The sequence below is a fragment of the Paenarthrobacter sp. NPDC090522 genome, assembly GCF_044769225.1.
Classification (GTDB): Bacteria; Actinomycetota; Actinomycetes; order Actinomycetales; family Micrococcaceae; genus Arthrobacter.
Genome location: NZ_JBIVXL010000009.1, coordinates 192,434 through 216,992, shown reverse-complemented (window position 1 = coordinate 216,992; position 24,559 = coordinate 192,434). Strand labels below are relative to the sequence as shown.

Annotated in this window: 24 protein-coding genes; 15 read left to right on the top strand and 9 right to left on the bottom strand. The window is 63.4% G+C overall.

All coding sequences use genetic code 11. The features are described from left to right. The first annotated feature begins 81 nt into the window (after positions 1-81). Genes ACIQT2_RS14015 through ACIQT2_RS13995 form a run of 5 tightly spaced genes read left to right on the top strand, consistent with a single transcriptional unit; the run spans position 82 to position 6,342 of the window. Positions 82-2,154 carry a beta-galactosidase gene (locus tag ACIQT2_RS14015; protein ID WP_402947379.1) on the top strand — a complete coding sequence of 691 codons (2,073 nt, stop codon included), beginning with the start codon at positions 82-84 and terminating at the stop codon, positions 2,152-2,154. Beyond that, positions 2,145-3,119 carry an ABC transporter permease gene (locus tag ACIQT2_RS14010; RefSeq protein WP_402947377.1) on the top strand — a complete coding sequence of 325 codons (975 nt, stop codon included), beginning with the start codon at positions 2,145-2,147 and terminating at the stop codon, positions 3,117-3,119. Before ACIQT2_RS14015 ends, ACIQT2_RS14010 begins: the two co-directional genes overlap by 10 nt. A gap of 41 nt (positions 3,120-3,160) precedes the next feature. After that, positions 3,161-4,030, top strand: coding sequence for a carbohydrate ABC transporter permease (locus ACIQT2_RS14005; protein ID WP_402947482.1), 870 nt, complete (start codon positions 3,161-3,163; stop codon positions 4,028-4,030). A gap of 5 nt (positions 4,031-4,035) precedes the next feature. Beyond that, positions 4,036-5,670: an extracellular solute-binding protein gene (locus tag ACIQT2_RS14000; protein ID WP_402947374.1), complete on the top strand. Its 1,635-nt coding sequence runs from the start codon at positions 4,036-4,038 to the stop codon at positions 5,668-5,670. Between the two features lie 6 nt (positions 5,671-5,676). Beyond that, on the top strand, positions 5,677-6,342 hold the full coding sequence (locus ACIQT2_RS13995) for a DUF624 domain-containing protein (RefSeq protein WP_402947371.1): 666 nt from the start codon (positions 5,677-5,679) through the stop codon (positions 6,340-6,342). A gap of 69 nt (positions 6,343-6,411) precedes the next feature. Here the strand turns inward: ACIQT2_RS13995 and ACIQT2_RS13990 are convergent, their stop codons facing one another. From ACIQT2_RS13990 to ACIQT2_RS13975, 4 genes are all read right to left on the bottom strand, one after another. Continuing rightward, complete coding sequence (locus tag ACIQT2_RS13990) at positions 6,412-7,749, bottom strand: amidohydrolase family protein (RefSeq protein WP_402947369.1); 1,338 nt, start codon at positions 7,747-7,749, stop codon at positions 6,412-6,414. 153 nt (positions 7,750-7,902) lie between these two features. Further along, entirely contained in the window at positions 7,903-8,412 is a 510-nt protein-coding gene (locus ACIQT2_RS13985) for a DinB family protein (RefSeq protein WP_402947367.1), read from the bottom strand. Next, a complete protein-coding gene (locus tag ACIQT2_RS13980) occupies positions 8,409-8,840 on the bottom strand; it encodes a VOC family protein (RefSeq protein WP_402947364.1) in 432 nt (143 codons plus the stop codon). The genes ACIQT2_RS13985 and ACIQT2_RS13980 overlap by 4 nt, the downstream gene beginning before the upstream one ends. A gap of 33 nt (positions 8,841-8,873) precedes the next feature. Further along, positions 8,874-9,629, bottom strand: coding sequence for an SDR family oxidoreductase (locus ACIQT2_RS13975; protein ID WP_402947362.1), 756 nt, complete (start codon positions 9,627-9,629; stop codon positions 8,874-8,876). Positions 9,630-9,853: 224 nt separating this feature from the next. Between ACIQT2_RS13975 and ACIQT2_RS13970 the strand changes: the two genes are divergently transcribed. Further along, positions 9,854-10,336 carry a hypothetical protein gene (locus tag ACIQT2_RS13970; RefSeq protein ID WP_402947359.1) on the top strand — a complete coding sequence of 161 codons (483 nt, stop codon included), beginning with the start codon at positions 9,854-9,856 and terminating at the stop codon, positions 10,334-10,336. Between the two features lie 51 nt (positions 10,337-10,387). Next, positions 10,388-11,077: a hypothetical protein gene (locus ACIQT2_RS13965; RefSeq protein WP_402947357.1), complete on the top strand. Its 690-nt coding sequence runs from the start codon at positions 10,388-10,390 to the stop codon at positions 11,075-11,077. 282 nt (positions 11,078-11,359) lie between these two features. Here the strand turns inward: ACIQT2_RS13965 and ACIQT2_RS13960 are convergent, their stop codons facing one another. Beyond that, positions 11,360-13,702: a glycoside hydrolase family 3 N-terminal domain-containing protein gene (locus ACIQT2_RS13960; protein WP_402947354.1), complete on the bottom strand. Its 2,343-nt coding sequence runs from the start codon at positions 13,700-13,702 to the stop codon at positions 11,360-11,362. Positions 13,703-13,914: 212 nt separating this feature from the next. Between ACIQT2_RS13960 and ACIQT2_RS13955 the strand changes: the two genes are divergently transcribed. The 5 genes from ACIQT2_RS13955 (at position 13,915) to ACIQT2_RS13935 (ending at position 18,136) form a co-directional block, all read left to right on the top strand. Beyond that, positions 13,915-15,024 carry a Gfo/Idh/MocA family protein gene (locus ACIQT2_RS13955; RefSeq protein ID WP_402947351.1) on the top strand — a complete coding sequence of 370 codons (1,110 nt, stop codon included), beginning with the start codon at positions 13,915-13,917 and terminating at the stop codon, positions 15,022-15,024. A gap of 13 nt (positions 15,025-15,037) precedes the next feature. Then, positions 15,038-15,997: a PmoA family protein gene (locus tag ACIQT2_RS13950; RefSeq protein WP_402947349.1), complete on the top strand. Its 960-nt coding sequence runs from the start codon at positions 15,038-15,040 to the stop codon at positions 15,995-15,997. Between the two features lie 29 nt (positions 15,998-16,026). Beyond that, complete coding sequence (locus ACIQT2_RS13945) at positions 16,027-16,755, top strand: cupin domain-containing protein (RefSeq protein ID WP_402947346.1); 729 nt, start codon at positions 16,027-16,029, stop codon at positions 16,753-16,755. Between the two features lie 13 nt (positions 16,756-16,768). After that, positions 16,769-17,794 carry a LacI family DNA-binding transcriptional regulator gene (locus ACIQT2_RS13940; protein WP_402947344.1) on the top strand — a complete coding sequence of 342 codons (1,026 nt, stop codon included), beginning with the start codon at positions 16,769-16,771 and terminating at the stop codon, positions 17,792-17,794. An 84-nt stretch (positions 17,795-17,878) separates the two neighbouring features. Further along, the gene (locus tag ACIQT2_RS13935) at positions 17,879-18,136 is read left to right on the top strand and encodes a helix-turn-helix transcriptional regulator (RefSeq protein ID WP_402947341.1); all 258 of its coding nucleotides are present in this window, start codon (positions 17,879-17,881) and stop codon (positions 18,134-18,136) included. 157 nt (positions 18,137-18,293) lie between these two features. Here ACIQT2_RS13935 and ACIQT2_RS13930 read toward each other — a convergent pair whose 3' ends face one another. Both ACIQT2_RS13930 and ACIQT2_RS13925 read right to left on the bottom strand, forming a co-directional pair. After that, complete coding sequence (locus ACIQT2_RS13930; RefSeq protein ID WP_402947339.1) at positions 18,294-18,716, bottom strand: hypothetical protein; 423 nt, start codon at positions 18,714-18,716, stop codon at positions 18,294-18,296. 253 nt (positions 18,717-18,969) lie between these two features. Beyond that, positions 18,970-19,227 (bottom strand): hypothetical protein, encoded by a 258-nt coding sequence (locus tag ACIQT2_RS13925; RefSeq protein ID WP_402947491.1) that lies wholly within the window; start codon positions 19,225-19,227, stop codon positions 18,970-18,972. On the opposite strand from ACIQT2_RS13925, the gene ACIQT2_RS13920 reads away from it, so the two are divergent. Continuing rightward, positions 19,150-19,725 (top strand): ANTAR domain-containing protein, encoded by a 576-nt coding sequence (locus ACIQT2_RS13920; protein WP_402947480.1) that lies wholly within the window; start codon positions 19,150-19,152, stop codon positions 19,723-19,725. The genes ACIQT2_RS13925 and ACIQT2_RS13920 overlap by 78 nt on opposite strands. Positions 19,726-19,886: 161 nt before the next feature. Beyond that, positions 19,887-21,251, top strand: a complete 1,365-nt coding sequence (locus ACIQT2_RS13915; protein ID WP_402947336.1) for an MFS transporter — start codon at positions 19,887-19,889, stop codon at positions 21,249-21,251. Here ACIQT2_RS13915 and ACIQT2_RS13910 read toward each other — a convergent pair. Next, entirely contained in the window at positions 21,248-21,493 is a 246-nt protein-coding gene (locus ACIQT2_RS13910) for a hypothetical protein (RefSeq protein ID WP_400336632.1), read from the bottom strand. The genes ACIQT2_RS13915 and ACIQT2_RS13910 overlap by 4 nt on opposite strands. Positions 21,494-21,623: 130 nt before the next feature. Here ACIQT2_RS13910 and ACIQT2_RS13905 point away from each other — a divergent pair, with 130 nt between their 5' ends. After that, on the top strand, positions 21,624-22,076 hold the full coding sequence (locus ACIQT2_RS13905; RefSeq protein ID WP_402947333.1) for an SRPBCC family protein: 453 nt from the start codon (positions 21,624-21,626) through the stop codon (positions 22,074-22,076). Between the two features lie 36 nt (positions 22,077-22,112). Here the strand turns inward: ACIQT2_RS13905 and helR are convergent, their stop codons facing one another. Then, positions 22,113-24,260, bottom strand: a complete 2,148-nt coding sequence (helR, locus tag ACIQT2_RS13900) for an RNA polymerase recycling motor ATPase HelR (protein WP_402947331.1) — start codon at positions 24,258-24,260, stop codon at positions 22,113-22,115. Between the last annotated feature and the right edge of the window lie 299 nt (positions 24,261-24,559).

Sequence of the window (24,559 nt, the reverse complement as noted above, 5' to 3'; positions counted from 1 at the left end):
CGTAAACTTTACGATAGTTTCTCTTTGTGATGCGCGTCGCACTGAAGCTTCGGGGCGACGAAGGCCGAGTGAAGGACGAAGATGACCATCCACCCTGAGGACTTACTGAGCGCTGAAGAGCGTTTGAAACGCCTGCATGAACGCCTGGGCGGCATTGCTTACGGCGGCGATTACAACCCTGAACAATGGCCCCGCGAGGTGTGGCTCGAAGATGCCAGGCTCATGCAGCAAGCAGGCGTGAACCTGGTGACGCTGGCAGTGTTTTCGTGGAGCCGGTTGGAGATCACGGATGGTGTCTTCGACTTCGGGTGGCTGGATGACGTCATGGATCTCATGCATGCCCACGGGATCGGCGTGGATCTTGCTACCCCGGACGCCGTACCGCCGGCGTGGCTCGTGGAGCAGCATCCGGACATCATGCCTGAGCGCGCGGATGGCAGCATTTTCGGTTTTGGCTCCCGCCAGCATTTTGATGTTTCCCATCCCGTCTACAGGGCAAAGTCCCTGGCCCTCGCGGAGAAGATGGGGGAGCGGTACGCCCAGCACCCGGCGCTGCGGATGTGGCATGTGGGCAACGAATACGGATCCACGTCCTACGGCCCCTGGGCAGAGAAGGCGTTCCGGACATGGCTGCAACGGAAGTACGCCTCCCTGGACGAACTCAACCAGGCCTGGAGCACCACGGTGTGGGGACAGCACTACACCGACTGGAACCAGGTCCGTGTACCGGCGCAGCCACGCACGTGGTCCAACCCCTCCCGGCGCCTGGACTTCCACCGGTTCACCTCGGACAGCATGCTGGAACACTTCGAGGCGGAGCGGGACATCCTCCGGCGGCACACCCCGGACCTGCCGATCGTCACCAACTTCATGCGCTTCTACAAGACCAACGACTACTGGGCCTGGGCGGCGGAAGCGGACGCTGCGGCGCTGGATATCTACCCGGATCCACGGGAAGAGGACGCGCACGTTTCGGCAGCGCTGAACTTCGACCTGATGCGCTCGCTCCGCCACGGCCAACCATGGATGGTGATGGAGCAGGCCACCGGTGCGGTCAGCCAGTGGTCCGTCAACGTGTCCAAGCTGCCGGGGAAGATGCGCCTCGGTTCCTACCAGGCCATTGCCCAGGGTGCGGATTCCATCCTGTTCTTCCAATGGCGCCAGGCCAAGGGCGGAACCGAACGCTACCACTCGGCCATGGTCAACCACGCCGGTCCGAACACACGGATCTTCCGGGAAGTATGCGAGCTTGGTCAAGAGTTGAAGTCCCTCGGTGGACTCACCGGCACGCGGTCCACAGCCAAGGTGGCCATCGTGTTCGACTGGGATTGCTGGTGGGCACTTGAGCTGGGCAACTCACCGCGTTCTGACCTCAACTATGCGCAGGAAGTTCTGCGTTTCTATCGGCCGCTTTTCGAGGCCAACGTGACCGTGGACTTCGTCAACGCCAACAGCGACCTTTCCCCATACAGCCTGGTGATCATGCCGGCGTCGTACCTCCTCACCGACGAGTCCGCGGCGAGGTTCGGGAAGTACGTGTCTGACGGCGGCCGCCTGGTGGTGTCCTACCTCTCGGGGGTCGTGGATGAGGACAACACCATCCGCCTGGGCGGCTACCCGGGTGCGCTACGGAACGTCCTGGGAGCGTGGAGTGAGGAGATGCACCCGCTCGCGGGTGAGGACGAACAGGTCAAGCTTTCAACGCCCGACGGCGGTACGTCGGCGGCGAGCTACTGGACCGAACATCTCCATGCCGGGACGGCAGAGGTCCTGGCCAGCTATGCGTCAGGCCGCCTCGCCGGCGTACCGGCAGTGACGCGGAACGCCTTTGGCCAAGGCACTGCTCTCTACCTCTCCGCGCGCCTCGATGACGACCTGCACCGGCTATTGCTCAGCGAAGAACTCCATGCTGCGGGGGTCGTCCCCGAACTGGACGCGCCCGCAGGAGTCCAGGTCCGCCGTCGTGCCGGCACCAAGGCTGACAGCACTGCCCGCAGCTTCCTGCTGGTGCTCAACCACAACGACGCTCCCGTCCAGGTAGACGTCCACGACGGCGGCACGGACCTTCTCAGCGACCGCCCGGTTCAGGGCACGGTTGAGGTAGAGGCAAATGGCGTTCTGATCCTGGAGGAAAAGGTGGCGTCGTGGCACTGAGACTGGACACCCCTCCGGCGGCTGTCGTCGAGGAGAAGCCGCACAAGAAGCGCCGCCACAAGCCCGGAAGCTGGAAACTGGCGCTCAAACGCGATTGGCGTCTGTACACACTGTTAGCGCTACCACTGGCCTACTTCCTGGTATTCCGCTACTTGCCCATGGCCGGCAACGTGATTGCTTTCCGCCAGTTCCAACCCGGCGGCAACATTTTCGGCGAGAAATGGGTGGGCTTCAAATACATCACCCTTTTCATCAACGATCCCAGTTTCTGGCAGGCCTTCCAGAACACGATTGTCCTGGGTGTCCTGACACTGGTGTTCTGCTTCCCGATGCCCATCATCTTCGCGCTGATGCTGAACGAACTGCGATCGCAGAAGTTCAAGAAGTTCGTCCAGACCGTTGCCTACCTGCCGCATTTCATGTCCGTGGTGATCATCGCCGGCATGATCCTGCAGAACTTTTCCATGACCGGAACGGTGAACCAGATCTCCGAGGCGCTGTTCGGCAATACCGTGAACTTCACGCAGGATCCCAGCTGGTTCCGGCCCATGTACATCAGCTCGGAAGTGTGGCAGACCATGGGGTGGGGCGCCATTCTCTACCTGGCCGCGCTGACGCGGGTGGACGAATCGCTCTATGAGGCGGCCAGGATAGATGGCGCCAATCGCTGGCAACAGACGTGGCACGTGACGCTTCCCGCCATCCGGCCAACCGTCATCACGTTGCTGATCCTGAACATCGGCACCTTCATGGCGGTCGGGTTCGAGAAGATCCTGCTGATCTACAACCCCCTCAACTACGCAGCTTCGGACGTCATCTCCACCTACCTGTACCGGGTGGGCCTGGAATCCAGCAACTTCAGCTATGCGGCCGCAATCGGAATGTTCGAATCCGTCATCGGCCTCACGTTGATCCTCTCAGCGAACGCCATTTCCAAGCGCGTCGCAGGAACGAGCCTGTGGTGAACAAGACTTCCATTGCCGAGCGTGGCGTCCTGGTGCGGAACATGAAGGTGTCCAAGGGGATGCGCGTGTTCCAGGCCTGCAACCTCGTGTTCCTGCTGTTGGTGGTGTTCCTGACGGCCTACCCGTTCCTGAACATCATTGCGCAGTCGTTTTCCAGCGAAGGTTTCATCAACTCCGGGCAGGTCAACCTGTTCCCGATGGGCTTCAACACCGAGACCTACAAACTGATCCTGGCCGACTCGTCGTTCTGGACCAACTATGGAAACACGGTGCTGTACACCGTGGTGGCCACGGCCATTTCCATGGTGCTCACCACGTCCTTTGCCTACGCGATTGCCAAGAAGGACCTGAAGGGCCGCAGCGTCTTCATCGGGCTGGCCGTTTTCACCATGTTCTTCAACGGCGGGCTCATTCCCAACTACGTGCTGATCAGTTCCCTGGGCATGCGGGACACCATTTGGGCGGTGGTGCTGCCGAATGCCATCAGCGTCTTCAACCTGCTCATCATGAAGTCCTTCTTCGAGAACATGCCCCGGGAGTTGGAAGAAGCGGCGTCCATTGACGGGCTGACCCAGTACGGGATCCTGTTCCGCGTGGTGCTGCCGTTGAGCAAGGCGATCGTCGCCACCATGGTGCTGTTCTACGCCGTGGCCAACTGGAACTCCTGGTTCCAGGCCTTCCTCTATCTGGACAACCCGGACCTGTTTCCGGTCACCATCTACCTTCGGAACATGATCGCCGGCGTCACCACCGCCGGATCGGCAGGCGGAACGGCAGAGAACGTCGGCCAGATCGCCGCCAACATTCAGTCGGTGACCATCGTCCTTACCGTCATCCCCATCCTTTGTGTCTATCCCTTCGTCCAGAAGTACTTCTTCTCGGGCGTGATGCTCGGTTCCGTCAAGGAATAAACCTCATGAAAGGAAACCCAATGATCCGCAGACGAGACTTCCTGGGGCTCGCGTCCGTTGTCACCATCGGTTTGGTCATGACAGCGTGCGACGCCGATACCAAAGAGAAGGTTGACACCTCCAAGAACCGCACGGGTGCCATGGACAGCTTCAAGGTGGGAGACACGTTCAAGGCGACGGCGCCCCTGACGTTCTCCTTTCTCTTCTCAGACCAGCCCACCTACCCCTACAAGAAGGACTGGCTGCTCTTTACCAAGATGGCCAGCGACAACAACATCACGCTGGAACCCACCATCGTTCCCAACAGTGACTACGAGCAAAAACGCAGTCTCCTCATCAGCTCAGGGAATGCCCCGGAAATCATTGCCAAAACGTATCCCGGACAGGAATCGGCCTTCGTATCGGCCGGAGCCGTCTTGCCTGTCAGTGACTACGTGGATCTGATGCCGCACTACCAGGACAAGATCAAGAAGTGGAAGCTGGAGCCCGAGATCGAGGCGCTCACGCAGGAAGACGGCAAGTACTACGTCCTTCCTGGCCTCCATGAAGAACTGTGGCCGGACTACTCGCTGTGCTTCCGGAAGGACGTGCTGAAAAAGGAAGGGCTGTCCGAACCCAAGACCTGGGACGAGTTGCGTGAAGTGCTCCGCGCACTCAAGAAGGCCTATCCCGACGTCGTTCCTTTCTCCGACCGCTTCAAGGGCGACAGTGTCCTGAACATCGCAGCTCCGGCGTTCGGCACCGTGGCTGGCTGGGGCCTGGTGGACGGTTTGCTGTTCGACCAGGACAAGAAGGAGTTTGCCTTCGCCTCGGGTTCGGACAAGTTCAAGGACCTGGCCACGTACTTCAACTCGCTGGTTTCCGAGGGACTGATGGATCTGGAGAGCTTCACGCAGACGGACGACGCCGCCATCCAGAAGTTCGTTTCCGGCAAGTCGTTCGTGATCAGTGCCAACTCGCAGAACGTCATCACGTACCGCACCTCCATGGAACAGTCGCTCGGCAAGGGCGCCTTCGAGATCGGCAAGATCACTGTTCCGGGCGGTCCGGCCGGTGACATCATCGGCGGTACCCGCCTGGAAAACGGCATCATGCTGAACTCGTCCGTGAAGGAGAAGGACAGCTTCGTGGCACTCATCCAATACATCGATTGGCTGTTCTACAGCGACGCCGGCCAGGAGTTCAGCAAGTGGGGCGTCGAAGGGACCACCTATACCAAGCAGGGCGGCAAGCGGAAGCTCGCAGCTGATATCAACTATCAGGGACTCAACACCGCCGGGACCAAGGACCTTCGGGTGGACTACGGATTCTCCGGCGGCAACTTCGCCTACGGCGGTACCACGGACCTGCTGCAGTCCACGTTCAACGAGGAAGAACTGGCGTTCCAGGAGGCCATGAAGTCCAAGAAGCCCCGTCCTGTCTCGCCGCCTGTCCCCTTCAGCGACGTGGATCGTGAACAAGCCACCCTGGCGCTCACGCCGCTGAAGGACCACGTCAAGCAGAACACCCTGAAGTTCATCACCGGACAGAGGGCACTCGGCGAGTTCGATGCCTATGTGAAGGAACTCGACAGCAAAGGCATGGGCAAATACGTGGACCTCGCCAACAAGGCATACAAGGCCTACGCGGACAAGAAGTAGGTTCTGGTGGCAGCCACGAAAGCGGAATTCGGCTCAGGAAAGCTCTTCAAGGCGGCCGGCACTGTCTACGGCGTGATGGTGGGGAGCGGTTTGCTCGTGCTGACCAACGTCCTTGTGCTGGCTATGCCGCTGCTGGGGCCGCTGGCCCCGATTCCGCTGGTCCTGGTCGGTCCGGCAGTGGTGGCTGCGTGCTACGCCTTCAATCGGCTCATGGCTGGGGAGGACACGGGCGTGTCCCGTGACTTCAGGACGTCGTACCGTCTCAACTTTTGGCAGGCGTTGGCCGTATGGCTGCCGTACCTCGCTCTGCTTGCCGTCATCGCCGCCAACCTGATGAGCCTGCCGGGCAGCAACCCTGAAACGGTTGCTGCCCGGGTGGGGCTGCTGGGCCTGGCTGTCCTTGTGAGCACCGCAGCCGTTCATGCTCTGTTGCTGCTGTCCCGGTTCGCTTTCAGGACCGTGGACATCTACAGGCTTTCGCTCTACACGCTGGGATCCTGGAAGCGCGTGTCCTTGGGCAACGCAGGGATCGTGTTCATCGCCGGATTCCTGCTGACTACCACGTCGGTCTGGCTGGTGCCGTTCATTTCCGGCGCGGTGGTGTACCTCATCTGCTTGAACTCCCGGCCGCTGCTCAAACGCGTGGAGGAAAAGTTCACGCTGCCCGCCTAGAAGCAACCCGGGGTCACTTGCGGCCCATCCTGGCGGGATTTATGGGCCCTAAGTGACCCCGCGTTGCTCTTAGAGGTTCGTGCGGACCACGGCACCTTGGGCGATGACGGTGTTCACCTTTTCGAGGGCAGAACCGTCCGCCAGGGGGTCGGCATCAACAATAACGACGTCGGCCATCGAGCCGCGTACCAGGCGACCCGCGGCGTCGCCACGGCCGAGCAAACGTGCCGCGTTGGTCGTGGCAGCCTGCAGCGCCTCGAGGGGAGTGAGGCCGGCTTCGGAGAGCAGGCGAACCTCGGTCCCGATCGGCGTCACGTCCGTGCCGAAGGAGTCCGTACCGGCGATGATCGTCACTCCGGCTTCCTTTGCTGCCCGCACGGCTGCCTGCAGGATCGGGGTGTACTCCTTGCCGCGGGCAGCCAGAATCGGGTTGCTCGACCTGGCCATGCTGGTGATTGCATCCATGGTGGGCGTGAAATAGGTTCCTCGACGCGCCATCTCGTGGATGGTCGCCTCTGACATGAACACGCCATGCTCAATGCTGCGGACACCGGCCCGGACCGCGCCGTCGATGCCTTCTGCGCTGTACGCATGGCACAGCACACCGGCACCCTTTGCGGCTTTCACGATCGCACCGATTTGATCCACGTTGTAGACCAATTCGCGGGGATCCTGCTCGGGGATGCCTGCCCGCGGGTTGGCCCGGGTCTTGATGACCTCGGCACCACGCTTGAGGTTGATGCGGGTGAGGTAGGCCAAATCCTGGGCCTCCGTGACGCCGCCCTTGAGGGTGGCCAGCGGTGCCAGGTCCGGATCGGCCAGGAGGGAGTCTCCTTGGTCCGGGGAGATGAACAGTCCGGCCGGGGTCATGCGAGGAGTGACGCCCGGCGCCCAGGAAGGTACCGCGGCCATGGCGATGTCCTGGTAAAAGGTACTCGACCCGCTGCGGACACTCGTAGCTCCACCCTGGAGAAGCAGGCGGGCATCGGCCAGGGCGTTAGCGTGCACGTGGGCATCGACGAGGCCCGGGAGGACCCAGCGGCCGGACGCGTTCAGCACACGCGCACGGTTTGCGACGGCGGCAACCGCCTTGCGCGTCTGGTCCCGGGTTCCGACGGCGGTCACCTTGCCGCCGTCGAGGACGACCACGCCATCCGCTACAGCGTCGCCGGTCTTGGGATCCACCACGGTGCCGCCCTCGATGACCACTGCTTGGGTAGTGAGAGGCTGGCCGGGATAGTTCGGCCCGGACTTCGGGTTGTCTGCCAAGGCCGGGGGAGCGGAGACCATTTGAGCGGCGATGCCTGCGACGGAAATTCCGGCAAGGGCTGCGGCGCCGGCGAGGATGCCACGACGCGGCAATTCACCGGTGGGCTTGGGCGCTGAAGTGTGGTCGTGAAGGCACATCGTTGTACTCCTGGGTGGAACTACCGGGGCCGCTACGATCTAGCGATCCACTTTTGGTATTCCAGAATGCAGGATATGGGCGGATGAGCGCAAGCTTCTATGCCAGATTATGTGCGTGAGATTTCGTTCTGGTATGCCAAATAGCGGGCGGTGTTAGTTGGGATCAGCTTGTCCATCCAGAATCTGTTCCCGCAGGATGTCGGCATGCCCGCAATGCTGTGCCAACTCCCGGAGCATGTGGAGATACACCCAGCGCAATGGCAGCGGGCCGCGGCGGTTCCCCAGAAGCAGGTCATCAAGTCCGAGGTCAGCGGCCGCGCGGCGAGATGCTTCGCACGCCTGGCGGTGGGCCTGCTGGATACCAGCGATCGTGTCCGTCTCCTCGAGGATGAACGACTCGTCCGGTGTCGACGGAATGCCGATCTCAGCACGGGAGCGGCAGGTGATCGCTTCGTCGAACCAGACCTTCTCCACGAACGTCACGTGCTTGACGAGGCCCAGAAGTGTCGTCCGCGAGGGGACCAGCCGGCGTCGTGCTTGTTCTTCGGTGAGTCCGTCCAGGCTGGCGTTCAGTGCGCGGCGGTGTTCGTCGATGAAGGTCTCGAATTGCACGTGGGCGTCCGCGGTGATGACGCCATCAGCCGAGCGTAGTGGGGCGCTCATCCGAAAACCACCGTGCCGTCGTCGTCCACCCTCCAGCCGGGGTTGTAGGCAATTTCCCACACAATACCGTTGGGGTCCTTGACATGGCCGTGATAGATGCCGCCGAACGCGCCTGCCTGGGCCGGCTTGATGACACTGGCGCCCGCTGAGACCAGTTGCTCAATGGTGCGGGTCACTTCCGCCTCGCTGCCAACGTTATGGGACAAAGTGACGCCACTGACGCCCGCGGTTTTGGTGCCGCTGGCCAAGTCCTGGTCGAACTTGTCAGCGTCGAAGAGACCGAGAACCTGTCCGGGGGCAACCTGGAAAAAGATGATTTCGCCGGGAACGTCCATGAGGGGATCCCAACCGAGCCCGTCCTTGTAGAAGGCGCGGGCCCGGTCCAGATCAAGCGTGGCAAACGTGATGAAATGCAGTCGCTGTTCCATACGGCCATGCTAGCGAGGAGGAGCGACGATAACTCAGGCCAGGTGCTGGCGCGTGCCGTTCAGTTCGGAGGCCGGCGCGTCGAACAAGGCGGCCACGTGCTCGCCGAGTTCGTTGACGTGGGTGTAGCCCGGGAATTTGCGGTGGGGTGCGGCCTCCTTCATGGCGTCGTCAAGGAGTGCCTTCACCACGAAAACCACGGCGGCCGAGGTCTGCTCCTTCGGCTCGGTCTTGTGGCCTGACTGGGCCGCGTTGAAGCCGTCCGCCACGCCCAGGACCCAGGCTTCCGATGCAGCCTTGATGGCGGAGTAGCTGGCACCGCCCGCGGTTGGCTTGGCGGCCGCTACAGCCGAAACGATGGCCAGGCGGCCGCGCGGCGAGGCCTCGAGGTCGGCGTAGAAGGCGCGCGAGGTGTTCCGGAGCGTGGTCATGATGCTGGTGTGGAGGATGTCCCAGTCCTCGTCGCGCTGGCCGACAATTCCTTCGCCGCCGCGCCAACCGCCCACCAAATGGATGAGCCCGTCCACGCTGCCGAGGTCGTTGCGGACGTCAGCGGCGAGTTTTTCCACGGCTTCCGGGTTGGAAAGGTTGCATACATAGGTCTTGGTGCCTGGGTACGTTTCGGCCAAGGCCTCCAGCCGGGTGGCGTCGAGGTCGACGGCGGCCACCCGCGCGCCCTTCGCGAGGAGTGCGGCGATGACAGCCTGCCCTGCGGCGCTGGTGGATCCTGCGACCACCACGTTGAGGGGTTGGGCGGCTTCCACGTCATTGTGGTTATTCGTGAGGGGCACGGCGAGTCCTTCCAAAACTGTGTTTGCGTTCTTAAGGAGCGTAACGAGGCTCGGCACGGGCTAACGGATATTCCGGCTGAGCATAAGAGATTCTCATGCTTGGATCGGATTGTGCCGAGGTGAGCGGTATTGAAGTGCCGGCGCGAAGTTCCAGTCGAGGCAACGATCCGGGCACGGATTCAACGGGTGGGGCGCGTCCGCGCTCGGGCGGGCGACAATGAAGCGTGGCATCCACTTATGGCATCAGGACTCGTCGACCTGCCGCCGCCATGGCCGTGGGGTTCGTCGCCGCCATGTCCTTGAGCGGCTGCATCTCTTACTGGGGAGGCGCTCCGCCGTGCATGCCTCCTGATTACACGGTCAGTCCGACAGCCGCCAGGCCTGGTGACTCCGTGACAATTACCGCGGCGGATGCCACGTGCGATCCGCGCTACGGCCACGACGCACGGGTGCTGATCGTCGTTAAGGATTCCACCGGCGTCGAAGTTCTCACCATCACAGCTCCCATGGCCGACGCAGGCGGCTTCTCCTACACGTTCCAAGTGCCCACAACCATGAAATCGGGTATAGCCAGCGTCGGCGCGTCCCCGGACGGTGTCGACTGGTGCGACGACACCGGCAGGAACAACCGGGTAGGCCGCGGGGAACCTGAACTTCAACGAGCGTCCTGCGCTGAACGGGTCAAACCGCTGAACATCAGCCGTTGAGGTGGCGCGGCCGTTGTTGAGGCAGGTCCACGGCGGTGGGAGGATGAGTCTGTGCAACCCTTCTTCGACTTCCTCGGACACTACTGGTGGCTCATCTTCCCGATCGGCGGCATGGCCGGCGGGTGGATCCGGCAATGGTCCCGTGCCAGCGAACGGCGCCACCGGCGCAAGGTTGAGTTGTACAAGCTGAAGAACCAACAGGCCGTGACCGAACAAGCCAGCCAAGCCGAAGTTGCCGCTTTGATGGCGGCCCACGATGCCGTGAACCACAAGTGGCTCGACTACGAGTTGGACGTGGGAAAGCTTATTGATTACCCGTTGATGAGCGACGTCCGCGAGCCGCTCACGGTGGCCTTCCTTCGTGCCAAGAAGGAGGCCGACGGCATGCGGCCCGCTTCGCCTGCGGAAATTACGACGGCGGCCCGCCTCGCCGAATACCGGGCGACGGTGCACAGCTATGAGATTGCCTTCGAGATTGCAGAACGCGAATCAAAGCGGATCAAGGACGGCAACTTCACCGGTCCCGAACGGGAACGCCTGGCCACAGCGCGCAAACTCCTGCGCATTGCGGAGGACGTCGCGGCCACTCCGGCCGAGCGCCAGACGGCCTACAAGCGCGCCCGGAAGGAACTGGACGGCCTGATCGTCTTGCCCGAAACCACGGTTGCCGCTCTGGAAAAGAAGGTCGCCGGGATGCTGGATACCCGCAAAGACCCCGACACAGACGCCCGGATCGCGTGAGCTGAGCCCTTGCCTGGGCGGCACTGTACCTCCACGACCCACTTCGAATCCCGCCAAGCCGAAAGGCAACCGGAAGGGGGTTCCTTCGGATCTGCGGAAGCTCAAAGTAGGTCGGGAGGGTACGTCTTTCCCCTTCCGGTCGATGCGCCCCACCTTGGTGAAAGAGGGTCCGGGGGATGGGGGTGTTTGGTGAGAGAGGGTCCGGGGGATGGGGGTGTTTGGTGAGAGAGGGTCCGGGGGAAAGGGGTGTTTGGTGAGAGAGCGTCCGGGGGTAGGGGAGGCTCAGGCCGGGCGGACCTCAGCTGGCGTCAGCATCTCCCGATCAAAGCCCACTACGCGGCGCTCACCGTGCAGGATCACCTCGTGGGTCGCAGCGTCTGAAGTGCTCGAGGTCGAGACGTGGAGCTTCACCAACCCCGGGGCCACAACACGGGCCAGGTCCAGGCCTGTGAAGGACGTGCGATCGGCATGGACCGTGAACTCCACTTCGGCCGAGGACCCGGCGGCCAGTTCTACCCGGGCATAACCGATGAGTTCGCGGACAGGCCGGACCACTTCGCCCACGGGGTCTTCCAAGTAGAGCTGCACGATCTCAGCCCCGGCACGCGAACCCGTGTTGGTCACCGTGCAGGAGATGGTGACCGAGTCCGACGTCGATACGGTTGGCGCACTGCACTGGTGGTCCGCGAGGGAAAAGTCCGTATAGGACAAGCCGTGCCCGAAGCCAAACAGCGGTGACGGATCCAGCGCGCTCACCTGCGTAGCTCCGGCGAGACGCGAGTGGAGGTACGTGCCGGGCTGGCCGCCGGGGGATCGGGGCACTGAGACGGGCAGCTTTCCGGACGGATTGACGACGCCGGTGAGCACGTCCCAGAGGGCGGCGGCACCTTCTTCGCCCGGGAAGAAACCCTGGACGATCGCGTCGGCGCGGTCCACGAAGTCGCCCAGCGCGTAGGGCCTGCCGCTGAGGACCACTACCACGGCACGTGTTCCGGAATCAGCACACGCCGTCAAAACGCGGTCCAACATCCAGTGCTGATCGCCGGGAAGGCGGAGGTCGGCGGCGTCGTTCCCTTCGCCGGAGGTACCCCGCCCAAACAGTCCGGCGTTGTCCCCAACCACCACCACGCAGGTGTCCACGGACGCCGCAACTGCGCATGCTTCGGCGATCTGGTGTTCGGAAGAGGCCTCGCAGTTGCCGGTCACGGACACCGCCACGGACGGGAACCGCTCCAAGGCCACTGCGGCGACGGAAGGCACGGAGATACCCATCGGAACCTCGGGATGGGACGCGCCCACGTGGGCGTCGAAGGAGTAGCAGCCCAACATGGCGAAGGCATCATCGGCCAGTGGACCAACAACCGCCAGGGAACCACGCTGGGGGAGGGGCAGCGCGGGTCCATCAGCGCGAGCCTGATTGCTCAGCAACACCAAGGACTGTGTTGCCACTTCGCGGGCCAACTCGCGGTCCTCAGCAGGATCAAGCTCAAATGGACCAGACAGCCAAGCCGGAACGGCGGAGAAGTCGGGGGACAGCAGACCCAGCTCCTGTTTCTGCCTCAAGACGCGCCGCAGCGCCGTGTCCACCACCTTTTCGTCCACCTTGCCGGCACGCACCAGAGACAACAGCGGCTCACCAAAGCAGTTCACGGTGGGGAGCTCCACGTCGACGCCGGCCGTCAACGCCAGTGCCGCGGCGTCGCCGGAGTCGGCGGCTACTCCATGGGTTACGTTGAGGAAAGCAACCCCGAAGTAGTCAGCCACCACCGTCCCACCGAAGCCCCATTCCTCACGAAGCAGCCCGGTCAAAAGGGCGCGGTTCCCGGCGGCCGGTACGCCGTCGACGTCGGTATAGGCGTGCATTACGGAACGGGCGCCGGCGTGGCGGATCGCCATTTCAAACGGCGGCAGCATGACATCGGCGAGTTCGCGCGGACCCATGGAGACCGGCGCGTGGTTGCGGCCGGCCCGGGAGGCGGAGTAGCCCACGAAGTGCTTCAGCGTGGCGACGATACCGGTGGATTCCAGGCCTTGGACGTAGGCCGTGGCGAGGGTGCCCACCAGGTAGGGGTCCTCTCCGATGGTCTCTTCCACGCGGCCCCAGCGGAGGTCACGGACTACATCGAGCACGGGTGCCAGGCCCTGGTGGATCCCGAGGCCACGCATGGAGGTGCCGATCCTCTGTGCCATCTGACGCACCAGGCCCGGGTTGAACGTTGCGCCCCAAGCGAGGGGGACCGGGAAGGCTGTGGCCTTCCAAGCGGCCAGTCCAGCCAGGCACTCCTCGTGGACCTGCGCGGGGATCCCGAACCGGGAGGCGGCCATGATTTGTTCCTGGGCAGCGGCGAGCCGACGGGCTCCTTCGGTGGGGTCCACGGGAACGGTGCCGTACATCCGGGTGATCTGGCCAAGTCCATGGGAGATGACATCGTCCCAGGAGCGTGCGTCGCCGGCCATCTGGCTTTGCAGGGGAGCGACAGAGTCGCCATCCGTGGAAGCGTTCACCCACACGCCCACCAGCTGAGCGAGTTTCTCTTCGAGGGTCATTTCACGGATGAGGTGTTCCACGACGTCCTCGGCGGGGACGCGGGCAAGTGATTGCTGTTCGGCGGCGCCGCTGGTCACTGGGTTCTCCTAGGGTTGGGATGGCGATTTTTAGAAACTATCAGAAATTTCTGTTTACTTTCTAGATTCGAAAGTGTTGACTGTTTGCTGGGCAGCTACTTCAGAATCCGCTGTTTCTGCGCATAAGCGCGAACATATATGTGCGCCTGGGTGTGTGAAGCACCGCCTCTGTCAGTCCGAAACTTTCCGAATCAACCCGTAGGAAGAACTCCATGAACACGTACAGAGTGGCCATCGTTGGAACCGGCGGGATCGCCGCAGTTCACGCCGCCAACCTGGCCCGTACCGATAACCGCGCCCAACTGGTTGCGGCCTGCGACGTCGACGAGGCCCGGTTGCGTGTCTTCTGCGACGAGCACGGAATCTCCGGGCGATACGGCACCCTTACGGAACTGCTGGCCGAAGCGAAGCCGGACATCGTGCACCTCTGCACGCCGCCCATGATGCACATCGACCAAGCCATCGAGTGCCTGGAATCCGGCGCCCATGTGCTTTCCGAGAAACCGCCGGCGCTGAGCCTGGCCGACTTCGACCGGCTGGAAACGGCCCAGGCGAAGGGCGGCGCCGAGTTCTCCTGCGTCTTTCAACACCGTTTCGGTGATGCCTCTGCCGCCGCCCGCAAACTGATCGGCGGCGCTGGTTTCGGGCGTCCACTCGTAGCCCGCTGCGACACGCTCTGGTACCGGCCCGACGAGTATTTCGAGCTCCCGTGGCGTGGGACGTGGAAGGCCGAAGGCGGCGGACCGACCATGGGCCACGGCATCCACCAGTTCGACCTCCTCCTGCATCTGCTGGGCCCGTGGGAGGAAGTGGTGGCGATAGCCTCGCGCCAAGCCCGGGCAACCTCCACGGAGGACCTGTCTGCTGCCCTGGTCCGCTTCGAAAACGGTGCCACGGCAACAGTGATCAACTCCTTGCTCTCGCCGAGGGAGACCTCGGACATCCGCATCGACTGCGAGTTTGCCACCATTGAGCTCAGCCACCTCTACGGCTATGGCACCAAGGACTGGACCATCACCGCCGCCCCCGGCCACGAGCAGGATGTTACCGGTGCCTGGGAAGCCGAAACCTTGGAACGCGGCAGCGGCCACTCTGCCCAGTTCCTTGCCATGTATGACGCGCTCGACGCCGGCCTGCCCCTTCCAGCCGGAGCCGACTCAGCGCGGCAAACACTGGAGTTCGCTGCCGCGATTTACGCCTCGGCCTTCACCGGCCGGCCTGTCCGCCGAGGGGACATTGTTCCCGGCCACCCCTTCTACGACGGAATGGACGGCGACGGCCTCGGTACCCGCGTCCTTGCCGCCACCGCCACCCACGCCTGAGCCTGGAGAACCCATGACCACCACTGCCAGCAACCACACAACGAACGCCCTCAGCTACACGGACGATGGCTGCACGCTCACCTTCACTGTCGGCGCCCAGCACATCGCTAGCTACACCTACCGTCCCACGGACCACCAGTACGAAAGCCCGCGGCCCTACTTCCACCCACTCACAACCCTGGGCGGCGACGAGGTCACGATCTCCCGGCCATGGGACCACGTCTGGCACAAGGGCCTGTCCTGGGCCCTGCCGAACGTGGGCGAGCACAACTTCTGGGGCGGCGCCACCTATACCCGCCAAACCGGCTACGCGAACCTGGACAACAACGGAGCCATGAGCCACGAGGGGTTCACGAGCATCGAGGAATCCACGGGCGGGATCGTAGCCTCGGAGTCGCTGGTCTGGACCGCGCAGCCCACTCCGGGAAGCGAAGGGCAGGCGCTCATCAGCGAGCAACGCCGCTTCGCAATACAGCTCCTGCCGATCCCGGGCTCCTGGGCGCTGCTCTTCGAAACCACCATGGACAACACATCCGATGCGGACATCAACATCGGCAGCCCCACCACCGAAGGCCGGGACAACGCCGGCTATGGCGGACTGTTTTGGAGGGGGCCCCGCTCCTTCACCGGCGGGGAGTTCCGCTCCGAAGCCGGGACAGGTGCCGACGAGTTCATGGGCACCCGGTCGCCCTGGATGGCCTTCACCGGGCAGCATGATGTCACGTGCCGCAAGTCCACCATCCTCTTCGTCGAGGACCAAGCCAACCCGGGTGCGTCCAACCAGTGGTTTGCCCGCTCGTCGATGTTCGCATGCCTCGGTTCGGCGCCGTTCTTCAGCGAAGTAGTCCCGCTCAAGGTGGGCGAACCGCTCACGTACCGGTACGCCGTCGTGATTTCCGATGGCGACGTGGAAGCCGGTTCGGCTGCCGCGCTCGCGGACGCAGCGACGGCGGCGTTGGAGGCCTGGGCTTAGTGTGTACGTCGTTCCCGGGCGCCACGGCGGTGTCTGAAGTCAGCATCTATTCGTGGCCCGGGGCCGACGGCGCAGCGGGAGGCTCGCCGCACCTGCACACAGCCTCCACCGAGGCGTACGTGGTCCAGCAGGGGAGCGGGCGTCTGGAAACCCTCGACTCACGCGGGTTCACGTCCACGCCCCTGGAGCCGGGAACGGTGGTGTGGTTCACGCCCGGCACCGTGCACCGCGCCATCAACGACTCCGGCGACCTGCGCGTGCTCGTGGTCATGCAGAATGCAGGGTTGCCTGAGAACGGCGACGCAGTCATGACCTTCCCGCCCGAGTACCTGGTGAGCGTCGACTCCTACGCGCGGGCAGCCCACCTTCCGTCCAAAGACGCCGACGGCGGTGAGGCGTTCGCGGAGGCGGCCGCGCGCCGTCGTCGTGATCTGGCGTTGGCGGGGTATCTGGAGCTGAAAGCCGCCGTCCAGGAGCTTGGGGTGTCGGCGCTCGCGGACTTCCATGCCGCCGCCGCGACGCTGGTGCGGGAACGCACTGAGCTGTGGCGTGGTTATCTGGCTGACGGAGCTGCCCGGCAGGCGGAACTGACGGCGGGCCACCTGGCTTCGCTGGAGTCCATGGAAACTTTCTACCTGCAGGAAGCAAGGACTACGATGGGCGAACGGAAATCCCGCAGGATCTACGGCATGTGTGGCCGGATCCAGGCGTGGGAACTTTCCGAAACTGTTGGTGCCGGGACGGTGGCTTTCGGCTGAAAGGGGTAGCTTCATGGTGACCAAGCAGGACTCGGGACGGGCGACCATCAGCGAGATCGCCCGTGAAGCCGGGGTGTCCGTACCCACGGTTTCCAAGGTCCTCAACGGCCACGCCCATGTAGCGGCCGCCACGCGCGCCAAGGTCGAAGAAATCATCGCCAAACGCGATTACGCCCGCAGGCCCGCCAAGAGAAGCAAGAAGGCCGGACTCGTTGACCTGGTGTTCCCGGGCATGGGTTCGGAATGGGCCTGCGAGATCATCGAGGGCGTCGAAAGCGTGGCCCAGGAAGCGGGCTACGGCACCGTGGTCAGCAGCTTGTCCCTGGACGGTTCGCGCATCCGCCCCTGGTTGGCGAACCTCGCCGAGCGGAAGTCCGACGGCGTCCTGCTGGCGGTTTATGAACTGGACCCGAAGCAGATCCAGCGCATCAAGTCGCTGGGCATTCCCGTGATCCTGATCGATCCCGTTGGCCAACCCGGCCCCGAACTCATGACCGTGGGCGCGGCTAACTGGGACGGTGCGTTCTCAGCGACGGAGCATTTGTTGAAGCTGGGCCACCGGCGGATCGGCATGATCGGAGGCCGCGAGGATTTGCAGTGCAGCGGCGCCCGCGAGGACGGGTACTTGGCGGCACTCAGGCGTGGGGGTGTTGAGGCGGATTCGTCCCTGATGGTGCCGGGAGACTTCTCCATTGAGTCTGGGGAGCGGGGCACGGAGGCCTTGCTGTCCTTGAAGGAGCGGCCCACCGCGATCTTCACCGGCAACGATGCCCAGGCTTTGGGCGCATATCGGGCTGCGCGATCTGCGGGGCTGCGGATACCGGAGGACCTGTCCATCATCGGCTTTGATGACATCCCCGCGGCCGAATGGATCGAGCCCGGGCTCACCACCATCCGGCAGCCGGTGGTCCAGATGGCAGAAACGGCCATGCGGGCGCTGCTGCGGCATCTGGAGGGCGACGAAGAACTGCCGCAACGGATTGAACTGGGCACGGAGCTGGTGGTGCGGGGGTCGACAACGGCGCCCTCGTCTCCATGATGTAGCAGATCATGAACTTTTGAGCTTTTTGTTGAAATGTTCATGATCTGCGACATCTGAACATTTCATTGATATGGTGAAGATGTGCAACATTCGGACGAGACCGCCTTCTTTCGGGCCTTCGACGCCAGGTCCTTCGGGGCTGCGTTGAGAAGCGCTCGCCAGGAACGTGGACTGACCCAGCAAGAACTCGGAGCCATGATTCGGGCCAGTCGTCACACCATCGTGCGACTCGAACGGGGAGAAAATGTCGCCTTGGAGACCGCGATGGCCGCTGCCAAGGCTCTCGAGCGGGACGTGGCCCTCATACCGCGTTTTTCCAGGTTGGACGTGAAGCGATAGTTGCCCGCGCGAGTGGCCTCCTCGCCGGAAAGACTGCCCGACGGGGGTAACCCCTCCCGACCTTCTTTGACGGAAGAACGGCCACTTCGCAACTGCAGCAGGTTGCAAAGTGGCCGTTCGTTTGTGGAAGTGGGTCAGGACGGCACGCCCACTAGCCTTAGCCCCGGCCCATCGAACTCGACGGATCCTCGCCGCCCTCTGAGGGGTCTGCCCGGAGAGCGTCCGGATCACCCTCCGGCAGGCCGGCCGGTCCGGGGACGTCTCCCGAAGCCGTGGGGATGTCCTGGTCGCCTTCGCGGTCCTGGTTGATGTTGCTGTCTGTCACGCCCGCGTCGTGGTGGGTGTGCTCTTCATGCGCTTCTCCGTGTCCGTCCACGGCGAACGAGCGGTCATCGTCCTGTTCGCCGGGAACGTCTGAGTCCATGGCGTTGGATCCCTCGCTGAGGGAGGAGTGCACGTGGATGTCGTCGGCCTTTTCGTTGGGATCGGGAACCTGGTCCTTGTCCACGGGATCCGATGTGCCCGCCAGGTCCTCCATTGCGTTCTCTGCTGCCTTGTGGATGCTGTCTTCGATGCCCATGGGATGACTCCTTTGCGATCGATGGTTTGTGTGGCGGGCTGGAACTATAATGGTAAGCATACTTAGTTATTGGTGGATGCGACAGTCGTAAGGAGTTGACAGAATGCTGTTTGATCTCTTCGCAAAACCGCAGGTCAGCGCTTGCCGTGGCGCACTTTGTACCGGTGATCGTTGGAGGATAAGGTATCTTCAGACCGTTTTGCAGAGGGCGGCAATCTCCGCTCCTTTGCTGTAGGCCAGGGACGCTTTTCAGTCAGTAGGAACACGTCACATGGTCAACCCCCGCCCTGAGCAGGAAGCTCTCCAGAATGGTTACTTTCTGGATCTTGTCCTGGGTAGCGAAGATGTCGAGGCGTTTCTGACGGACTTGGCCGCTTTCTCGTCCGAAAGTCTCTCGCTCTCCGATGCTCCCGTTTTTTGCGGGATCACTGTCTTGCGCAAGAAGCGCGCCGCCACTGCCGCCAGCAGTGATGAACGAGCCCGGGTCCTCGATGAACTCCAAAACACTCACGAGGGTCCCTGCCTGACTGCGATGGACAGCATGGGCTCTGTTTTGGTTCCGGATCTGGTCCGCGAAGTTCGCTGGCCGGAGTATGTGGAGGCCGCGGCCGGACAAGGCCTCCGCTCCGTCCTCAGCGTTCCGCTTGTGGTTGAAGGGGACACTCGGGCCGCGCTCAATCTTTACTCCGAACGGGCACATGCTTTCAGCGATGCCGACGTTGAGCGCGCCGAAGTCTTCGCCTCGCACGCCTCCAAATCACTTCGCCTGGCCCTCAAGATCGCGCAGCTCAGCGATGCCCGCAACGATCTCGCCGCGGCCATGCAGTCCCGCACCATCATCGACCTCGCAGTCGGAGCGATCATGGCGCAGAACCACTGCAGCCAAGAGGAGGCGTTCACCATCCTCCGGACGGCCTCGAGCAACCGGAACATCAAGCTGCGGCACTTGGCCCAGTCGATCATTGAAGCAGTCTCGTCAGGCAAGGTCACCACGCACTTCGAGGAGTAAGAGTCGCGTCGCGGCGCACCCTCCTACACGAGCTTCACGGCATTGCGGACACGCTCCCGTGTGGCCTCGACCGAGGAATCCGGATCTGGGGCGTCCCGCCGGCGTCCCACCCAGCGGCCCCGTTTCGTGACCCGAGGCAACGATGTACCAGACTGGGGTAGGTGACCAACAGAAACTCCCGACCAGGCCTGGCGATCGCCGCGCTCAGCATCGGTACCGCGCTGAATCCGCTGAATTCGTCGATGATCGCGGTGGCCCTGGTGGTGTTGCGGGAGGATTTCGCGCTCGACGTCGCCACGGTCACCTGGGTGATCACCGCCTTCTACCTCGCGTCTGCTGCCGGCCAGCCGCTCATGGGCCGTTTCGCTGATCGCTTTGGTCCACGCCGCTTGTTCACTTTCGGCATGGCACTCGTGGCGGTGACGTGCGCCATCGCGCCCTTCCTGCCGAACTTCGCGTTGGTCTGCGTTGCCCGGGCCCTGATGGCTGTGGGCACAGCGACGGCGTATCCGTCCGCCGTCGTGATGGTCACCGACCTCAGCCGCCTTGCCAACGTGCCGACCACCCGACCACTCGGGCGGATCCAGATGGCCAACACGTCCGCTGCCGCCGTGGGGCCCGTGGTGGGTGGCCTGCTGGTGAGCCTGTTCGATTGGCAGGCACTGTTCGTCATCAACGTGCCGCTGGCGCTGATCGCCTTGCTGGTGGTGCAGCGGACCGCGCCTGCCGACGCCGGACGGGAGACCGGCTCGCTCGGCAAACTCATTCGCGATTCGGACATCCCGGGCATCCTCGCGTTCGTGGTCTCCCTGATGCTGGCCATGATGGCGCTGCTGAACGTGTTGCCCGATTTCCGTTGGTACCTACTGGGCGCTGCCGTGGTGATCGGCGCGCTCTTCGCGTGGCGGGAACTCCGCTTCAACCCGCCGTTCCTGGACCTCCGCCTGCTGGGCAGGAACCGTCCGCTCCTGTTCATCTACCTCGTGTTCGTGGTGTTCAGCGGGGTCTACTACTTTGCGTTCTTCGGCCTTCCGCAGTTGCTCCAGGAAGCAGGAAATTACGACGCCGGACTGGTAGGCCTGCTCATGCTTCCCCTTGCGTCGATGTCCGTTTTGGTAACGCCGCTGACCGTCCGGCTGATTGAGCGGTTCGGCGTCCGGGCCGTGCTGATCACCGGGGTGCTGGTGCTCACGGTTGCGGCTGCGGCGCTTGGCCTGCTGACCTTGTCCCTCTGGCCACCGCTGGTGCTGGTGCTGACCGCCGTGATGGGCGTGCCCTACGGTGCCGTGAGCACAGCCTCCAACCAAGGACTGTACGTCTCCGCCCGGCCGGAGGAACGCGGCGTCGCGGCCGGGATCTTCCAGACCTGCCGGTACTTGGGCGCCATCACGGCCACTGTACTGATTGGTGTGTTCTACGGACCGGGTGTGAACCAAGCCAACTGGGGCTTGGTGGTCCTGGTGATGCTCGCGCTGAGCGCCGTGGTGATCGTGCTGTCAGTGATGTGGCGGAAACCGGCGGCCTAATCCGAGATGATCCGGATGCTCACCTCGGGCAGTTTCTCGATAATGCGGCGCGGAATGTTCCCTTGGAAGGCGAGCCACAGGATGTGCCCGCTCGGCGTCACGGACTCCACTTTCCCGCGGTCCACGAACTGTCCGTGATCGTACACTTCCACGTTTCGGCCCCTGAGCCCGGTCCAGTCCGTAGCCACAACCCAGCCGATACCCGGTTCAATGGCAGCCCGGGGTTCCTGCGTTCCAGTCATGCGTCATCCCTCTTTTGTGCGTGAGTCTTTTCAACTCAGTGGCGAGCCCCCGTAGTTCATGACGGCACAGTCTAAAAATGGGTGCCCGCAGGGGAAGCGCTGGGGAATGCCTGAATGTAGCATCTGGAATATGTCCAACGACTCCGGCATCAAGGCCAGCACCACCAGCGAGACGTTCAGCCGCAGCACGCAGGTTTCCGCCACCATCAATGCGACTCCGGCCAAGGTCTGGAGCTTGCTGACCACAGCAGGCGACTACCCGACGTGGAACTCCACGGTGGTCTCGTTGGAGGGTGAGATCACGCCCGGCTCCACCATCCGGCTCGTTTCCACGCTGGATTCGAGCCGGACGTTCAAGCTCAAAGTCAAGGAGTTCGAACCCGCCCGGCGCCTCTCCTGGGGTGACGCCCTGGGCACGCGCGTCTATACCCTCACGGAAACCAACGGAGGCACGCGCTTCGAGATGAACGAACGCATCGGCGGCCCCATCTTTCCTTTGTTTGCCAGCAAGATCCCGTCCTTCGACGCGAGCTTTGAGCAGTTCGCGGCCGACCTTAAGTCGGCAGCGGAGAAAGGCAGCTGAATTTACGACGCCGGCAGCGGGGTTACGCGGGCAGCGTCACCTCAGTATGACCAGCTGCTGGGTTGCCCTCGTCATGGCCACGTAGCGGTCCACGGCACCCTCGACGCCATCACCGAATCCGTCCGGCTCCACGAGGACCACCAGATCGAACTCCAGCCCCTTCACCAGTTCCGGTGACAGCACACGGATGCGTGGCGACGCTGGGAGCGAGCCCAATCCGGCGTCGTGCGTGGCTATGACGCAAGCGACGCCATCGGCGTTGGCCGCGAGCCAATCGGTGAGCAGAGGCTCAAGATCATCCAAGGTGCCGTGCCGCACTGGCGGGCCGCTGCGGATGGACGTAGGCACGTTGGCGTCGGGGAGTGCAGCGCGGATCACGGGCTCGGCGGCCGCCATGACTTCCTCAGGCGTGCGGTAGTTGATGGTCAGGCTGGTCTGGTGGATAGTCCCCAACCCCACGCGTTCCAGCCGCTCCTGCCATGACTCGACGAATCCGTGCCGGGCCTGGGCGCGGTCGCCAACCACCGTGAAGCTCCGCGACGGGCAGCGCTGCAGCAGCATCTGCCACTCCGCGTCCGTGAGTTCCTGCGCCTCATCCACCACGATGTGCGCGAACGGACCGGCCAACACGTCAGGGTCTGCGATGGCTACGTCCTCGACGAGCTTCTCCAGCATGTCCTCGCCGCGGAGCATGGACATGACCATGAGCTCGGAATCGTCGGCGGCGATGAGGTCCTCCACCACGCGGTCCATCAACTCCTTCTCCACCGCTGTCTCTGCACGTTGGCGTCGCCTGTTCCTCGAGGCCTCAGGGTCGCCGAGCCGTTGCCGGGCTGCGTCCAGGAGCGGGAGGTCGGGGAAGGTCCAGGCTGTGGGGTTGGTTCGTTGCAGCGTCGTGACTTGTTGTTCAGTGAGCCATGGAGCGCACAGTTTGGTGAAGGCCGGGATGCGCCACAGATCGGCCACCAACTCCGCGTAGTCCAACAGGGGCCAGGCCTTGGTGAACGCTTGCGTCAGCCCGGCGTTCTGCGCGAAGGCCCTTCGGAGGAGGTCCTCGGGGATCTCGTCGGTATCGAACTTGTCCAGCAGGATAGTCACCAGTTCATCCCAGACCTCCTCGCGGGCCTCGTTGTGCGGAGTGCCGGGGCTTGGCGCGTTGAACGCCTCGGACCAGTCGTCCGCGCTGAGCCACACATCGGCCCACGGCGTCTCCACGTCCATGCCTTCAGCCGGTGGCTGTTCGTACAGCCGGACGGCTATTTCAACGGCCTTGACCATGTCCGCTTGCGCTTTAAGGCTTACGACGGCGGCATCCGGCTCGGGTGCCGCGGCGGCTCCTTCGGGAACCAGATCCCGGATGGTGCACGTCTGCACGCCCTCTTCACCGAGGCTGGGAAGGACATCCGCCACGTAGTTCAGATACGGGCGGTGGGGTCCGATGAACAGGACTCCGCCACGGCGATGCCCCAGCCTGGGATCGGAGTAGAGCAGGTAGGCAGCACGGTGCAAGGCGACCACGGTCTTGCCGGTACCCGGACCGCCGTCGACCACCAAGGCACCACGGGACGAAGCCCGGATGATGGCGTCCTGGTCCGCCTGGATAGTGCCGAGCACATCCTGCATCCTGGCCGAGCGGCTGGAGCCGAGGCTGGCGATGAAGGCGGAGAGGTCCTCAAGCGCTGCCGTTTCCTCCGGGTTTTCCTGGGCGAACGATTCGTCCCAGTAGTCCGTGATCCGGCCGCGGGTCCACCGGTAGCGGCGACGGCCGGCCAGGCCCATCGGGTTGGCGTGGGTGGCGCCGAAGAAAGGCTCGGCGGCGGGGGAGCGCCAGTCGATGAGGAGGCGTTGGCCGTCGCTGTCCGTGAGCCCGAGGCGGCCGATGTAGACGGGTTCTGCGTTCTTTGTTGTGGTGATGCGGCCCAGGCACAGGTCAAGGCCGAAGCGTTGGAGCGCTTTCAAGCGGCCAGTGAGCCGACGGGTTTCGACGTCCTTCTCCACGGCCTCCTGGCCGAAGCGGCTGGGGGCTCTCCGGATGGTTTCCAGTTGCTGTTCGAGGCTCGCAACGGTCTGTTCCATGCTGGCGGCGATGGCTGCGAAGTGCTCCTCGTCTTTGGCCACGAGGGCTGGATTGGCTTTGGGGGATAGGTGCTCGGGCAGGTTGAAGGCACTGGTTGCGAGTGGCATGGGAGCTCCTTGGTCCGGATTCGGCTCTCAATTGTGCAGGAACCCCTGGGCCTTGCGGCAAGGCCCCCTGTGCCGTATAGATTGAAAGTGAGGAGAGGTGTTCTCCTCTTTTTTTGTGTGCTTCTCTAGGGCCCGTTGCTCCGCCATTTCGATGCGTAGCTGCCCACAGTGCCGTGCGAACCATCGAATGGGCAGCAAGCCATCGAAGTGGGCGCTCCTCTCGATCCGTTTAGACGCATGGCTGCGTGTTAGACGGCAGGAATCGTCTCATGCACAGGCAGCCATCGAAATGGATGTCG

Coding starts and splice junctions, on each gene's coding strand:
- helR (WP_402947331.1), bottom strand. CDS start 24,260: ATGCCACTCGCAACCAGTGCCTTCAACCTGCCCGAGCACCTATCCCCC.
- ACIQT2_RS14015 (WP_402947379.1), top strand. CDS start 82: ATGACCATCCACCCTGAGGACTTACTGAGCGCTGAAGAGCGTTTGAAA.
- ACIQT2_RS13990 (WP_402947369.1), bottom strand. CDS start 7,749: ATGTGCCTTCACGACCACACTTCAGCGCCCAAGCCCACCGGTGAATTG.
- ACIQT2_RS13940 (WP_402947344.1), top strand. CDS start 16,769: ATGGTGACCAAGCAGGACTCGGGACGGGCGACCATCAGCGAGATCGCC.
- ACIQT2_RS14000 (WP_402947374.1), top strand. CDS start 4,036: ATGAAAGGAAACCCAATGATCCGCAGACGAGACTTCCTGGGGCTCGCG.
- ACIQT2_RS13950 (WP_402947349.1), top strand. CDS start 15,038: ATGACCACCACTGCCAGCAACCACACAACGAACGCCCTCAGCTACACG.
- ACIQT2_RS13930 (WP_402947339.1), bottom strand. CDS start 18,716: ATGGGCATCGAAGACAGCATCCACAAGGCAGCAGAGAACGCAATGGAG.
- ACIQT2_RS13955 (WP_402947351.1), top strand. CDS start 13,915: ATGAACACGTACAGAGTGGCCATCGTTGGAACCGGCGGGATCGCCGCA.
- ACIQT2_RS14005 (WP_402947482.1), top strand. CDS start 3,161: ATGAAGGTGTCCAAGGGGATGCGCGTGTTCCAGGCCTGCAACCTCGTG.
- ACIQT2_RS13905 (WP_402947333.1), top strand. CDS start 21,624: ATGTCCAACGACTCCGGCATCAAGGCCAGCACCACCAGCGAGACGTTC.
- ACIQT2_RS13985 (WP_402947367.1), bottom strand. CDS start 8,412: ATGAGCGCCCCACTACGCTCGGCTGATGGCGTCATCACCGCGGACGCC.
- ACIQT2_RS13910 (WP_400336632.1), bottom strand. CDS start 21,493: ATGACTGGAACGCAGGAACCCCGGGCTGCCATTGAACCGGGTATCGGC.
- ACIQT2_RS13980 (WP_402947364.1), bottom strand. CDS start 8,840: ATGGAACAGCGACTGCATTTCATCACGTTTGCCACGCTTGATCTGGAC.